The sequence below is a fragment of the Flavobacterium sp. genome (assembly GCF_965262375.1).
GTDB lineage: Bacteria > Bacteroidota > Bacteroidia > Flavobacteriales > Flavobacteriaceae > Flavobacterium.
In genome coordinates this window covers 2,898,637-2,913,011 of sequence record NZ_OZ253527.1, presented here as the reverse complement: position 1 = coordinate 2,913,011, position 14,375 = coordinate 2,898,637, and the positions used below count along the sequence as shown (strand labels likewise).

The 14,375-nt window shown below is 32.7% G+C and carries 13 protein-coding genes and 1 tRNA gene; 7 read left to right on the top strand and 7 right to left on the bottom strand.

Features of this window, described 5'->3' with window-relative positions:
- Positions 1–30 precede the first annotated feature (30 nt).
- Both ACQY29_RS13310 and ACQY29_RS13305 read right to left on the bottom strand, forming a co-directional pair.
- Positions 31–723, bottom strand: a complete 693-nt coding sequence (locus ACQY29_RS13310; protein WP_428225666.1) for an SIR2 family NAD-dependent protein deacylase — start codon at positions 721–723, stop codon at positions 31–33.
- A 106-nt stretch (positions 724–829) separates the two neighbouring features.
- A tRNA-Tyr gene (locus ACQY29_RS13305) sits at positions 830–910 on the bottom strand.
- Between the two features lie 340 nt (positions 911–1,250).
- Between ACQY29_RS13305 and ACQY29_RS13300 the strand changes: the two genes are divergently transcribed.
- The gene (locus ACQY29_RS13300) at positions 1,251–1,919 is read left to right on the top strand and encodes a TrmH family RNA methyltransferase (protein ID WP_428225919.1); all 669 of its coding nucleotides are present in this window, start codon (positions 1,251–1,253) and stop codon (positions 1,917–1,919) included.
- A gap of 80 nt (positions 1,920–1,999) precedes the next feature.
- Here ACQY29_RS13300 and ACQY29_RS13295 read toward each other — a convergent pair whose 3' ends face one another.
- The 3 genes from ACQY29_RS13295 to ACQY29_RS13285 all read right to left on the bottom strand — a co-directional run bounded on the left by ACQY29_RS13295 (position 2,000) and on the right by ACQY29_RS13285 (position 5,367).
- Complete coding sequence (locus tag ACQY29_RS13295) at positions 2,000–2,755, bottom strand: carboxypeptidase-like regulatory domain-containing protein (protein WP_428225665.1); 756 nt, start codon at positions 2,753–2,755, stop codon at positions 2,000–2,002.
- A gap of 76 nt (positions 2,756–2,831) precedes the next feature.
- On the bottom strand, positions 2,832–4,679 hold the full coding sequence (locus ACQY29_RS13290) for a DEAD/DEAH box helicase (RefSeq protein ID WP_428225664.1): 1,848 nt from the start codon (positions 4,677–4,679) through the stop codon (positions 2,832–2,834).
- A gap of 97 nt (positions 4,680–4,776) precedes the next feature.
- Positions 4,777–5,367 carry a non-canonical purine NTP diphosphatase gene (locus ACQY29_RS13285; protein ID WP_428225663.1) on the bottom strand — a complete coding sequence of 197 codons (591 nt, stop codon included), beginning with the start codon at positions 5,365–5,367 and terminating at the stop codon, positions 4,777–4,779.
- Between the two features lie 1,584 nt (positions 5,368–6,951).
- Between ACQY29_RS13285 and ACQY29_RS13280 the strand changes: the two genes are divergently transcribed.
- Positions 6,952–8,211: an aminotransferase class I/II-fold pyridoxal phosphate-dependent enzyme gene (locus ACQY29_RS13280; RefSeq protein ID WP_428225662.1), complete on the top strand. Its 1,260-nt coding sequence runs from the start codon at positions 6,952–6,954 to the stop codon at positions 8,209–8,211.
- A gap of 8 nt (positions 8,212–8,219) precedes the next feature.
- Here the strand turns inward: ACQY29_RS13280 and meaB are convergent, their stop codons facing one another.
- Complete coding sequence (gene meaB, locus ACQY29_RS13275) at positions 8,220–9,302, bottom strand: methylmalonyl Co-A mutase-associated GTPase MeaB (RefSeq protein ID WP_428225661.1); 1,083 nt, start codon at positions 9,300–9,302, stop codon at positions 8,220–8,222.
- A gap of 88 nt (positions 9,303–9,390) precedes the next feature.
- Here meaB and ACQY29_RS13270 point away from each other — a divergent pair, with 88 nt between their 5' ends.
- Together ACQY29_RS13270 and ACQY29_RS13265 are read left to right on the top strand one after the other, a co-directional pair.
- A complete protein-coding gene (locus tag ACQY29_RS13270) occupies positions 9,391–9,960 on the top strand; it encodes a Crp/Fnr family transcriptional regulator (RefSeq protein ID WP_428225660.1) in 570 nt (189 codons plus the stop codon).
- Between the two features lie 55 nt (positions 9,961–10,015).
- Positions 10,016–10,246, top strand: a complete 231-nt coding sequence (locus tag ACQY29_RS13265; protein ID WP_428225659.1) for a hexameric tyrosine-coordinated heme protein — start codon at positions 10,016–10,018, stop codon at positions 10,244–10,246.
- A 211-nt stretch (positions 10,247–10,457) separates the two neighbouring features.
- On the opposite strand, the gene ACQY29_RS13260 is transcribed toward ACQY29_RS13265, so the two are convergent.
- On the bottom strand, positions 10,458–10,676 hold the full coding sequence (locus ACQY29_RS13260; protein ID WP_428225658.1) for a hypothetical protein: 219 nt from the start codon (positions 10,674–10,676) through the stop codon (positions 10,458–10,460).
- A 197-nt stretch (positions 10,677–10,873) separates the two neighbouring features.
- On the opposite strand from ACQY29_RS13260, the gene ACQY29_RS13255 reads away from it, so the two are divergent.
- From ACQY29_RS13255 to ACQY29_RS13245, 3 genes are all read left to right on the top strand, one after another.
- Positions 10,874–12,277: an FAD-binding oxidoreductase gene (locus tag ACQY29_RS13255; RefSeq protein ID WP_428225657.1), complete on the top strand. Its 1,404-nt coding sequence runs from the start codon at positions 10,874–10,876 to the stop codon at positions 12,275–12,277.
- A 254-nt stretch (positions 12,278–12,531) separates the two neighbouring features.
- Positions 12,532–13,035 (top strand): CAP domain-containing protein, encoded by a 504-nt coding sequence (locus tag ACQY29_RS13250; protein WP_428225656.1) that lies wholly within the window; start codon positions 12,532–12,534, stop codon positions 13,033–13,035.
- 701 nt (positions 13,036–13,736) lie between these two features.
- Positions 13,737–14,240 carry a CAP domain-containing protein gene (locus tag ACQY29_RS13245; protein ID WP_428225655.1) on the top strand — a complete coding sequence of 168 codons (504 nt, stop codon included), beginning with the start codon at positions 13,737–13,739 and terminating at the stop codon, positions 14,238–14,240.
- Positions 14,241–14,375: the final 135 nt, after the last annotated feature.

Sequence of the window (14,375 nt, the reverse complement as noted above, 5' to 3'; positions counted from 1 at the left end):
GACCACTGACCGCTGACCACTGACCACTGATTACCGCTCACTAACTAATGCCTCTTTCAGTTTTGTTAAACCGTCACTTGCGTTCATAGCAATGACTTCTAAGGGATTAGCTAAATCTCGAATTACTGCTGGTTTTGGGTCAATGTAATATACGGGGACGTTGGTTTTTGCGTAATGCATCAGTCCTGCGGCGGGATAGACTTGTAGAGAGGTACCGATAATGATGAGTATGTCGGCTTCCTGCATGATAGGGATGGCTAAGTCAATAGCCGGAACTGCTTCGCCAAACCAAACTATATGAGGGCGTAATTGGTTGCCTTGTGAATCTGTGTTTCCAAGATGCAAATCTTCAGTCCAGTCTATCGTGTGTCTCGGGTTGGTTTCGCTTCTTACTTTTGTTAATTCACCGTGTAAATGTATGATTTTGGTGCTTCCAGCTCTTTCGTGTAAATTATCTACATTTTGAGTGATTATATGTAGGTCGAAATCATTTTCTAATTCAGCTAAAATTTCATGCCCTCTATTGGGAGAAACTTCTTTTAGTTGTGCGCGTCGTTTATTGTAAAAATCAAGAACTAAGGCGGGATTTTTGTTCCATCCATCAGGTGAAGCAACTTCCATTATGTTGTGGTTTTCCCATAATCCATTGGAATCTCTAAAGGTGCTGATTCCGCTTTCGGCGCTCATACCTGCACCTGTTAAGACTGCTATTTTCTTTTTCATTTGATTTTAAATGTGTTAAATAAGGGTAGGTGAAGTTAAGAAAAAAGATTGAAAAGCTTTTCTTGATTTTGTAAAAAAAAAAAGACATCCAATAATGGATGTCTTGTGGGGAGAGCAGGATTCGAACCTGCGAAGGTTTCCCAACGGATTTACAGTCCGTCCTCGTTGGCCGCTTGAGTATCTCCCCATCGCGTCAGCAATTCTGCTTGATTGCGGTGCAAATATACGTTAGTTTTTTAGTTTTGCAAGAGTTTTGTTAAAAGTTTTCTTTTGTCTAATTTCAGTCTTATATGAATGAAGTCGGGTTTTTAATTGTATTATTTTGATAGTAAGGTTTTTAAACTGTATTTTTTTTGGAGATAAATCTATTTGAAAAAAAAAGATTTTTTTGGTGTTCCAATTGAAAAAGGCAATGAATTAGGTACGGATAGGTCTAAAATTAGGGTGATTTTTTTAAATATTCTTGAAAAGGTAAAAATTCGGTGTAAAAGTTAAAGAATAGTTATTTTTGCCAAAAAAAAGATATGATGCAAGAGCTTTTTCAAGACGAAGCATATTTGGCTTATTTAGAAGAATTTATTACAGATAGTAGAAAAGAAGGTTTTAAAAGAGTTTTAGCAAATCGGACTAAGCATTTTACAGTTGTTTGTGAAGATGTTTATCAGTTGCACAATACAAGTGCTGTAATGCGTAGTTGTGAAGTGTTTGGTGTTCAGGAATTGCATGTTATAGAGCAGCGTTTTGGGAAAAAGATTGATAAAGAAATTGCTCTAGGTGCTGAAAAATGGGTGGATATTAATAGGTATTCGAATCATCAAGATTGTATAGAGGTTCTAAAACAAAAAGGATATCAGATTATTGCTACTACACCTCATGAAAATGATTGTATGTTGGAAGATTTTGATATTTCGAAACCGTCGGCTATTTTTTTTGGAACCGAAAGACATGGTTTGTCAGAGGAGGTTATTCGTCAAGCTGATGGGTTTATGAAAATACCTATGGTTGGTTTTACTGAAAGCTTGAATATATCGGTATCGGCAGCTATTATTTTGCAAAATATCTCCACTCGATTACGCCATTCAGCTATTGATTGGAAACTTTCTGAAGCAGAATTATTAGAAAAACGTATTGATTGGTCGCGTAAATCGATAAAAGATATTGATTTTATCACGCAAAGATATTTAGAGAATAGTTAGTAATTTAACTATAGCAAAATGCCACGAATTCACCTTTAATTTTGATGATTTCGTGGTATTTTTATTTGGAAAAGAATGAGTTAACTCTTTTTCAATACCTTATATTCTTCATAACATCCGTTGATGGCATCTAAGATTTGTAAATCATTAGCTGTTTTCATAAATGATTCAGAATAGTTACAACGCGAAAGAATTTCGTTTAATTCTTTTTCATTGATACCAAACATTAAATAGATAGTTTGACGATCGTAACGATTTTGCAAAATACCACGTAGTTTTTCATCATTGCGTAATTCCTTTAGTTTTTTTAATTCTTTAGGTTTTTTTCCAAAGAAATTATATAAGGCATCTGCAGGGTTAAATAGTGAGCCTATTACACGATTAAATGCATTAGGGGAATTTTCACCACCTTCATAACGTTTAGTAAGCCCAGCTATGGAATACCAGTAATTTTCTCTTTCGGGGATTAATTTTGAATCGACTTCTAAATAGCCTGTCAATTCGTAGGGAGGAATCACAATTTCTTCTAAAGCGTAGGCTTTTTCAGTCAATTTGATGCGGGTGTTTTGATTTTTTAACCAGTCATTGGTCACTTTAATCTCTATTGATTGAAAACCTAAACAAGAAACAAGTAACACATCGTTTAGGTCTGCATTAATTTCAAAGTTTCCTTTAGCGTCTGAGATGGCGCCTTTAACTTTGTTCGTATTGACAATGTTTACATTCCAAATAGGAGTCAGTGTATTACTATTTACGATGGTTCCTTTTACGGAAGTTTCTTGTGCCAACAAGATTGTTGTAAATAAACTTAAAAATAAAACTGTAAAATATCTCATGACCAAATTTCTCTGGGCTAAAGTAACTAAACGTTACGAGATATTTTACAGTTTATAAGAAAATTAACAAAAAGTTTTAGCTTCTTCTTCTACGAGTGCTACTTGATGCGCTAGAGCTGTCAGAACGGCGAGGTCCTCTTTCGTTTCTAGGTGCTCTATCGTCAGAACTTCTTCTTTCAGATGATCTACCGCCTTCGCGTCTTTCGCCTCTTGGAGCGCGATCGTCACGTCTTTCTCTGCGTTCACCACCTTCGCGTCTTCCACCGTCACGACGTTCTGAACGTTCACCACGACCATTATGATCTCTACGCTTATTGTTAGAACCACCGTCATTTTTAGAGATTTCTACATTGATACGACGACCTTCTAAAGTAGAACCGTTTAAAGTATTCATTACTAAGTCAATGTGCTCTGCATCTGTATTAAAGAAAGAGAAACCTTCTTTTACATCTACTTTGAAAACATCGTCACGACCTAATTCTAATTTTTCTTTTAAATAATCTTTTAATTCCATCCATTCGAAACCATCACGAGCCCCGATATTGATAAAGAAACGTACAGCTCCTTCTGTAGGGATAACTGCTTTGCCTGCTGCGGCTGCTTCTTGGTGGATATCACGAGATTTTTTATAGTAAGTAATGAAACGGCTAAATTCTACCGAAACCATTTTCTTAATCAATTCCTCTTTTGACAAATCTGCTAATACATCATTAATAGCTGGTAAATACGCGTCAATTTCATGATCCACTTCTACATCCTTGATTTTGTTCGCTAAGTGGTATAGCTGGATTTCACAAATATCGGTTCCGCTAGGAATAGGTTTTTCTTCAAATTTCGTTTTGATGATACGTTCAATTTGAGAAATTTTACGCAATTCACTTTTAGTAATAATCACCATAGAAGTACCTGATTTTCCGGCACGACCTGTACGTCCTGAGCGGTGCGTATAAGTTTCAATTTCATCAGGTAATTGGTAATTGATTACGTGAGTCACGTCATCTACGTCAATACCACGAGCAGCAACATCAGTTGCAACTAACATTTGTATTTGACGACCACGGAACGATTTCATTACACCATCACGTTGCGCTTGTGATAAATCGCCATGTAAAGCAGCGGCATTATATCCGTCTTCGATTAATTTTTCAGCAATGGCTTGCGTGTCTCTTTTGGTTCTACAAAAGATCACCGAGAAAATATCTGGGTTAGCATCTGCTAAACGTTTTAAAGCAGCATAACGGTCACGGGCATTAACTAAGAAAAATTCGTGTGACACGTTTGTGTTTCCTTGGTTTTTGTGACCAACTGTAATTTCTTGAGGGTCGTGCATGAATTTTTTAGCAATTCTTGCAACTTCTGCAGGCATAGTTGCAGAAAACAACCAAGTGTTTTTATCTTCAGGGGTATCTGATAAAATAGAGCAGATGTCATCATAGAATCCCATGTTTAACATTTCATCTGCTTCATCTAGAACACAGATAGAAATGTTTTTAATATTAACCATACCACGGTTAATCATATCCTGCATACGACCTGGGGTAGCCACTATAATCTGTGCTCCTCTTTTTACGTCTCTTGCTTGATCATTAATACTTGCGCCTCCATAGACAGCTACCGTATGTAAACCTTTGATATATTTAGAGTAAAGTTTTATTTCGTTAGCAATTTGCAAACAAAGTTCACGTGTAGGTGATAAAACTAAGGCTTGTGTTGTTCTGTCTTCAGCGTCAATTTTTTGAATCATTGGAAAACCAAAAGCTGCGGTTTTTCCTGTTCCAGTTTGCGCTAATGCAACAATGTCGGTGTTTTGCTCTAATAATAGAGGAATCGCTTTTTCTTGTACATCAGATGGATTTTCAAATCCTAGATCTTTAATCGCCAGCACTAGCGATTCATTAAGACCTAATTGTTCAAATTTATTCATTCTATATTTTTAAATTGGGCGCAAAGGTACGTAAAAAGTTTTGAGTTAGCAGTTAGAAATGGGAAGTATTTTTGAAAAATGTTTAAAAATCAGCTTTTTAGCTATTTTGAAATTGCATTTTTGTTAAAAAATCAATCAATTGTTTAACAGCTTTTCCGCGGTGACTTATTATTGCTTTTTCTTCCATAGTCATTTCAGCAAAGGTGTTTTCAAACCCTTCTGGGACAAAAACAGGGTCATAACCAAAACCTTGCGTGCCTCTTGGTTGTTTTATAATTTCACCATTAACAATACCAGTAAACAAATGTTGCTGTCCATTCAAATTTAAACAGATTACAGTTTTAAAATTAGCTTTTGCATTGCTAAAAGGCTTTAAATCAGTTAATAATTTTTCAATATTTTTAACATCATCTTTTTCTTCTCCCGCATAACGTGCTGAATGAACACCTGGAGCTCCATCTAAAGGATTAACTTCTAGTCCGCTATCATCGGCAAAACAGGTGTATCCGAAGTTTTCAGTAATATAATTGGCTTTTAATTGTGCATTGCCCTCAATTGTAGTAGCGGTTTCTGGTATATCTACAAAACATTTTATATCTTCCAAACTTAGGATTTCAATTTCTTTTGGGAGCATTTGCTGAATTTCATTGATTTTGTTCTTATTGTTAGAGGCAAAAACTATTTTCATGATGTAATTTTTTGTACGGAACTTTTTTAGTACAAAGATCTATATTTAAATTTTATGTTTAATGTGTAAGGTGAAAAAAGCAATACTTAGGTTTAACAAAAAGTGCGGAAAAACCGTAATAAAAAATGGAATGGAGTTTATATCTTTGAAATACGTTCTTACTCAAGTAAACAAGCTACTTTGTTTTAAACTTTCAAATAATACTAAAGTTAAATGCTGTCAAGAATTTTGATTTTAATTGGGTGATTTTCTTTTTTGAAAATTTTTATTGATAGCAAATGCCACTTAACTTTTTTATTGCTTTTTTGTTTTTGGGAGATACAATATAAGTTTAAGACAAATAGAATAAAACCGCATTTTTTGCGGTTTTTTTTGTTTAGTGAAAAAAGGTTTAACAAAAAGTACGGAAAAACCGTAATAAATAATGAAATGGAGTTTGTAATTTTGAATTACGTTCTTAATCAATTAAACAAGCTACTTTGTTTTAAACTTTTAAATAATACTGAAGTTAAACGCTGTCAAGAATTTTGATTTTAATTGGGTGATTTTCTTTTTTGAAAATTTTTATTGATAGCAAATACCACTTAATTTTTTTATTGCTTTTTTGTTTTTGGGAGATACAATATAAGTTTAAGATAAATAGAATAAAACCGCAATTTTTGCGGTTTTTTTTTGTTCAGTGAAAAAAGGTTTAACAAAAAGTACGGAAAAACCGTAATAAAAAAAGAAGTAGAGTTTGTATCTTTGAAATACGTTCTTAATCAAGTAAACAAGCTGTTTTGTTTTAAACTTTCAAATAATATTGAAGTTAAAGCTATCAAGAATTTTGATTTTAATTGGGTAATTTTCTTTTTTGAAAAATTTTATTGATAGCAAATACCACTTAACTTTTTTATTGCTTTTTTGTTTTTGGGAGATACAATTTAAGTTTAAAGCAAAGTGAAAAGAAGCCGTCTGTAAATGATGGCTTTTTTTATATAAAAATGATGGTTTTTAGGCTTGATGTTACATTTAACAAAATATGAGGAAAAACCGTAATTGAATTAAAATTGGGAGTTGTAGTTTTGCACCACGTTCTTAATCAAGTAAACAATTAGGTTTATAAATAACGCTAAGGAATGCTATTACTTTCTATTTTTTAATTGGGTAATTTTCTTCTAGACTTCATTGTTGTAGTAATGCATTCCTGTAAATATGTTTTTTTGTTTTTTTGGGAAAAAAAAGAAGTGTTGTATAAGCTTAAACTAAGAAAGTCATGCTATTATAGCATGACTTTTTTGTTTTTATTAAAAATAATCTTATATTTGATACATAGTTCTTAATCAAGAAACTAAGAAGTTTAAGGATTAGGTAAAAGTAAATCAGCATTGACTTGATTTGAATACATTTGGTTTAGTCGAGTGAAATACCATTGATGCTGTAAGTCTAGTATTAGATTGGAATTTATTTTTGTCTAAAATTTAAAGAGTAAAGCCGAGCGTTTAAGCTTGGCTTTTTCTTTTTTTAACGAGGATATTTTTCTAATTCATGCTGTTAAGTAAGCATTAATTTATATTTTTGTGGCGATTTTTAAATCAGATAAAAATGGTAAAAGATTTATTCGAAAGAATTCAAAACAATAAAGGGCCATTAGGGAAATGGGCTTCACAGGCTGAGGGATATTATGTTTTTCCAAAGTTAGAAGGAGAATTAGGACCACGTATGAAGTTTCACGGAAAAGAGATTTTAAACTGGTCAATTAATGATTATTTAGGATTGGCAAATCATCCTGAAGTTAGAAAAGTGGATGCTGAAGTAGCTGCGCAATATGGAGCTGCTTATCCGATGGGAGCTCGCATGATGAGTGGGCATACTGATTTGCATGAGCAGTTACAAAACGAGTTAGCTTCATTTGTAGGAAAAGAAGCGGCTTATTTATTAAATTTTGGGTATCAAGGTATGGTTTCAACCATTGATGCTTTGGTGACTAAAAATGATGTTATTGTATATGATGTTGATGGACATGGCTGTATTATAGATGGTGTTCGTTTGCATATGGGTAAGCGTTTTACGTATAAACATAATGATGTAGAAAGTTTAGAGAAAAACTTGCAACGCGCTACTAAAATGGCTGAAGAGCTAGGTGGTGGTATTTTAGTGATTACTGAAGGTGTGTTCGGAATGCGCGGACAACAAGGAAAATTAAAAGAAATTGTTGCACTTAAAGAAAAATACAATTTCCGATTGTTAGTTGATGATGCTCATGGTTTTGGTACTTTAGGGAAAACTGGTGCTGGTGCAGGAGAGGAGCAAGGTTGTCAAGACGGGATAGATGTTTATTTTTCAACTTTTGCAAAATCAATGGCTAGTATTGGGGCTTTTGTGGCTGGTGATAAAGATATAATTGATTATTTAAAATATAATTTGCGTTCGCAAATGTTTGCTAAGTCATTACCAATGATTTTCACAGTTGGAGCTTTAAAGCGCTTAGAAATGTTGCGTACCATGCCTGAATTGAAAGATAAATTATGGGAAAATGTAAATTATCTTCAAAATGGGTTAAAAGATAGAGGGTTTAATATTGGTGATACAAATACATGTGTGACTCCTGTTTATCTTGAAGGTTCTATTCCTGAGGCGATGGTAATGGTAAATGATTTAAGAGAAAATTATAATATTTTCTTGTCTATAGTTGTTTATCCTGTAATTCCAAAAGGGATTATTTTATTACGTATGATTCCTACTGCTTCGCATACTTTAGCTGATATTGATGAGACTTTAGCTGCATTTGAAGCTATTAGGGAAAAATTATCGAATGGTACTTATAAAACTTTAGCAGAAGCTAATGTTGAAAATGTGTCCTAAGAAAAGGATTATTTAAAATATATTTTTAATAAATTTTGAGCCGCTGCAAAAGGTGATATTTCATTATTTTGCACGGCTTTTTTGTTTTTTTCTAATTCGGATTGAATTAATACATTGTTGTAAAAATTGTTCTTTAGTTGTTCATTGATCGTTTCAAGTAGCCAAAATTGATTTTGGTTTTTTCTTCTAGTTTCAAAATAGCCGTTTTTTTGAGTGATGCTAAAGTAGTTTTCAATTTGTTTCCATATTTGATCAATCCCTTTTTTTTCTAAAGCACTACATGTGGCTACTTTAGGAATCCAACCAGAGTTTTTCTCAGGAAATAAATGAAGTGCTCTGTTGTATTCGGTTTTGGCAAGTTTTGCTTTGGTGATATTGTCTCCATCAGCTTTGTTGATAACTAATAAGTCCGCCATTTCCATGATACCTCTTTTTATACCTTGAAGCTCATCACCTGCGCCAGCTAAATTTAGTAGCAAGAAAAAATCAGTCATGCTATGCACGGCTGTTTCACTTTGGCCTACTCCTACGGTTTCAATTAATATGGTATCAAAACCGCAAGCTTCGCATAAAATTATAGTTTCTCTCGTTTTTCTCGCTACGCCTCCTAGGTTGTCTCCTGAGGCGCTAGGTCTAATGAATGCATTTTCATCTTTAACTAACTCCTCCATTCTTGTTTTATCTCCTAAAATGCTTCCGTGGCTGATGGATGAACTCGGATCAACCGCTAATACAGCCACTTTTTTGCCTATAGAAGTTAAGAATTTTCCGAATGCTTCAATGAAAGTACTTTTTCCTACTCCTGGAACCCCAGTAATGCCTATACGTACCGATTTGTTTGAAAAAGGAAGGCATTTCTGAATAATTTCATCTCCTTTTTCTTGATGATTTAGATTAGTGCTTTCAATGAGTGTGATTGCACGGCTTAGGAAAATCTTATTGCCTTTTAAAATTTCTGAGATTAATTCCTCTGCGGAAGGTTGTTGTTTTCTGAATTTTTGTATTTTAGAAATTGACTTAATATCAGTATTTTTGGGTTGTTCAATTCCCTCATTTTCTTTAAGAGCTGATTTATTATTGATGGTATCCAAGTGTAAGCATTTTTGTAAAAATACAAATTTTATCAGTTTTAAGAGTGGTGGGATCGTATTTTGTAAAATTTAAAATATTAGCCATTTTATGAATGCATGTAAATCAATATTGGAAATACCGAGTTTTGAAGTTATAGGAAAGCGTTGTTTGGTTAAAAAGTTTAAGCCTGGCGAGTATTTGGTTTGCCAAGGTGATACTTCGAGTTATTTGCCATTGATTACTAAGGGAGTGGTGCGGTTAGATTGTGCTAAAAATGAAAAAGACGTGTTAATTGATTATGTGGTATCTGGTGAAGCCTGTGTGGTCAGCTTTTCACATATTCAAGTTAAAAGTAAAGTTATTTTCACGGCTTTGGCTTTAACAGAAGTGGAGGCTTTTTTGCTACCAGTTTCTGATCTAATTGAGATTATCAAATTGTATCCTGACTTTTCTGCTTTTGTTTTAGAGCAAGTTTCTGTTAATTTTTATGATGCATTGAATCGATATGTAGATTTGCAAACTAATGATTTGGAAAAACGCTTACAGGCTTATATGGAAAAATATAAGAATAAACTAGAAATTAATGGTTTGCGACTAACCCATCAACAAATTGCTTCCGACTTAGGGGTGAGCCGAGAAGCTGTCACTCGAGCTTTTGCAAAAATAAGCACGTTGTGATGTACATCACAGTCTGTTATTTAAAAGGTGTCTAATTTTGAAAAAAATATTGATTATGGACGCTTTAATACCTCACAATTCTTTAATTACTAATACTCCAGAAGAAGGAAGACAGTTAGCTGTTAAAATGGCTCGACTAATTATTAAATATACCCAACCCGATGTTGAGGTGAGAGAAAAACTTAGACCCGTTTATGCGGAAGATCCGGCTATGTTAATAGCTATTGGTCAAACTGTTGCTATGGAATTTGCAACCATTGCTGCGGCAAATAATTATTGGAAATAAACTAGGTTTGTTTTAGGTGTTTTGTTGTGGATTGAGAAGCTCATTTTTATGGGCTTTTTTTAAGTGAAACCAAACAAAAAACTCAGATTTAATTTGAATTTAAGTCTGATTTTTTTGTTTGGAAAAAGATGAAAAAACTAAATCATCCTAATAAATAACAACTTTAACAACTAAGTTTTATTAGGTATTTGATTTAGTCTTTTTTGTTTTGTTAAAATCTCATAAGTAAATTTCTGTCATAGGCATTTTTGTTGTTATAGTTTCTTAATTGCGGTTTGTCTTTAGTAAATGTTACAAACCATTTTGCTAATTCATCAATTTCTGATGCAATTAAAAGTTTGATTGATTGATTTAACTCTTTGTTAAATGTTTCAGGGTTTAAACTAGCACGCTCTAGTTTTCTTTGGATGTAGGTTGACATTGTTCTCATAGGGCAATATATTTGTTTGGGTTATCTAAAAGTAGTAATAATTATTTTATTAACAAAATTTATGTTAATAAAAAATCATTTTTTTTGTTTTTTAACAATAATTAATTACGTATGCGTTTCAATAAATATTTTTGTTAGTGTTTTTTTAAAGTTTGCTATTTCTGAAATATGTTTAAATTTACCCAAAACCTTTACCTATGTCTATATCTATTGAACTCATACAAAAATTAGCGTCAATTGTAGGAGATAAATATGTTTTTACTGATTTAGAAACCCGAATTCAGTATGGTCATGATGAAACCGAAGATTTAAGTTTTCCTCCGGGGGTTGTAGTTAAACCTGCAAATGCGAGGGAAATTGCAGCTATTATGAAATTAGCCAACCAATTTTATACCTCAGTGGTGCCTATTGGAGGACAAACTGGTTTAAGTGGAGGTGCTTTATGTGTTTTAGAAGGTATTGGTTTATCAACAGAACGTTTGAATAGCATACTTGAAATTGATGAAAAAAATTTGCAAGTAATTACCGAACCAGGTGTGATTACACAGGTTTTACGTGAAGCTGTAGCTCAAAAAGGGTTGTTTTACCCTGTTGATCCCAGTAGTATGGGAAGTTGTTTTATAGGTGGAAATTTAGCCGAGAATTCGGGTGGGGCTCGTGCCGTAAAGTATGGGGTTACTAAAGATTACGTTTTAAATTTAGAAGTAGTTTTGCCTAATGGTGAAATCATTTGGACTGGGGCTAACACGTTGAAGAATGCAACAGGATACAATTTGACTCAATTGTTTGTGGGAAGTGAAGGAACTTTAGGGATTATCACTAAAGCGGTTCTTAAATTACTTCCTAAAGTGGAACATAATATATTAATGTTAGTTCCTTTTTATGAGGCTGGTCAAGCCTGTGAAGCGGTATCTGCAATTTTCAAATCAGGGGTAACCCCGAGTGCACTTGAATTTATGGAAAGAGATGCTATAGACTGGAGTTTGAAATATGTAGAAGGGATAAATATAGTAGTGAAGCCTGAACATCAAGCTCATCTATTGATAGAAGTTGATGGCAATTATCCTGAAATTTTAATGTTGGAGGCCGAGAAAATTATGCACACTCTAGAAAATTTTTCAATTGATGAAATTCTTTTCGCTGACACAGAGGAACAGAAAAATACACTTTGGAAAATGAGACGTAGTGTGGCCGAAGCGGTGAAAGCGCATTCTATATATAAAGAGGAAGATACCGTTGTACCTCGTTATGAACTTCCTGTTTTGTTAGCAGGGATTAAAGAGATTGGAAAGCAATATGGTTTTAAAACGGTATGTTATGGGCATGCTGGTGATGGAAATTTGCATGTAAATATTATTAAAGGAGAAATGTCTGTCTCAGATTGGAATTTGAAAATACCTCAAGGAATACGTGCTATTTTTAATTTGACTGTAGGTTTAAAAGGGACTTTGTCAGGAGAGCACGGTATTGGACTTGTTCAAAAGGATTATATGGATATAGCTTTTAATAAAATGCAATTGGAAATTATGGAACAAATTAAGTATATTTTTGATCCGAATAATATTATGAATCCGCGAAAAATTTTGCCAGATATTTATTAGAGTTAAATCTTTTTTTTTTTAAGGCGAATAAAAAGCATAACTTTTTTGAAAGAAGGAGTTGTGCTTTTTTTGTAACCATTTGTCTTTTAGTTATTTATGTATTTATTGTATTAAATATCTCACAGAGTTAAAAAAATTAAGCATTTCATCGATTTTTTTATGTATTTCATCGTTTTTATTATTAATGTTGTACTGTCAAAATGAGTTAAGTATTTGATATTTAAAAAATTACAACAAAATAAAACTATGAAACTATGATGAAAAATTTTTTGCCCCAAATCGCTTTATTGTTTGTAATGTCAGTTTCTTTTGTATCATGTTCAAAAGAAGATGTAGCTCAGGATCCAACTACTGTAACAGCACAACCTACTGCTAAATACAATTATACCTCTGAAGAAGAAGAAGTTTTACGATTAGTGAATGAATATAGAAAATCAAAAGGGTTGACGGTTTTAGAAAAAATAGATTATATGTCTTCAGTTGCTGAAGGTCATGATAATTATATGATCTCTGTGGGGAAAGTTTCTCACGATTATTTTCAAGATCGTTATCAAGCTTTAGTAACTAATTTAGGTGCTAAAAATGCTAGTGAAAATGTGGCTTACAATTACGCAACACCTCAGAGTGTGTTTAATGCTTGGTTAGCTAGTGATGGACATAGAGCAAATATTGAAGGAAAGTTTACCCATTTTGGGATTGCAATACGAGTAAATAGTGAAGGGAAAAAGTACTATACCAATTTGTTTATGTTGAAATAATTAGTTTGTTAGTTTAGTTTGTTTTATTTGATTTTAAAAACGTCTTAGGGCTCACCTAAGACGTTTTTTTGTAATGATAACTGGTTTGTACCTTTTTAATTTTGAAATTAGGAACATTCAAATGTCTTATGAAAAACTTAATTAATAGTCTAATGGCATAATTTTGAGGATTGTCCCCTTGGGTAACTATAGGAGAGTCAATAAATTTTCCTTTGATAAACTTTTATATGAAAATAAACAAAATTTAGTCTTAGCTCCCGCCACGCTTCTCCCTATCATAGATTTTTATAGTTAATATCAGGGCTATATGTCGCTTTATTTTTTTTTTTTAACCCTAGAGCTGACGATATAAGCTATTTTGTGGTTTACAGTCGGTTTGAGGAGATTTTGGGATATAATAGAGAAAACGTATTGAGAATTTTAAACTTTCTAAATTTTATTTTTAATACAGTATTTTGTTTTTTAATTCTTTTTCTAAAAAAGGTAAAAATTGATTTGTAAAAGGATATGTGTTTTTTTAATGTGTTGAAGTATAGTGGTTTAAATTTTAAAATGTACGTTTATTCTTTATAAAGATTGTTTTTTGAGCATTTCATCGATTTTTTTATGTATTTCATCGTTTTTATTATTAATGTTGTACTGTCAAAATGAGTTAAGTGTTTGATATTTAAAAATTTACAACAAAATAAAACTATAAAACTATGATGAGAAATTTTTTACCCCAAATCGCTTTATTGTTTGTAATGTCAGTTTCTTTTGTATCATGTTCAAAAGAAGATGTAGCTCAAGATCCAACTACTGTAACAGCACAACCTACTGCTAAATACAATTATACCTCTGAAGAAGAAGAAGTTTTAAGATTAGTGAATGAATATAGAAAATCAAAAGGGTTTTCGGTTTTAGAAAAAATAGATTACATATCTTCAGTTGCGGAAGGTCATGATAATTATATGATCTCTGTGGGGAAAGTTTCTCACGATTATTTTCAAGATCGTTATCAAGCTTTAGTTACTAATTTAGGTGCTAAAAATGCGAGTGAAAATGTGGCTTTCAATTATGCAACACCTCAGAGTGTGTTTAATGCTTGGTTAGCAAGTGATGGACATAGAGCGAATATTGAAGGAAAGTTTACCCATTTTGGGATTGCAATACGAACTAATAAAGAAGGGAAAAAATACTTTACAAATCTTTTTATGTTGAAGTAAGAGATTTAAAGTTTGGTTTGGTTAGTTTTTTAAAACGTCTCATCGCCTCAAATGAGACGTTTTTCTATTTTTTAATATTGTGGTTTTGCGGTGAAAAAAAAAGACGATTTGCATCGCCTTTTTTAGTTTTAATAC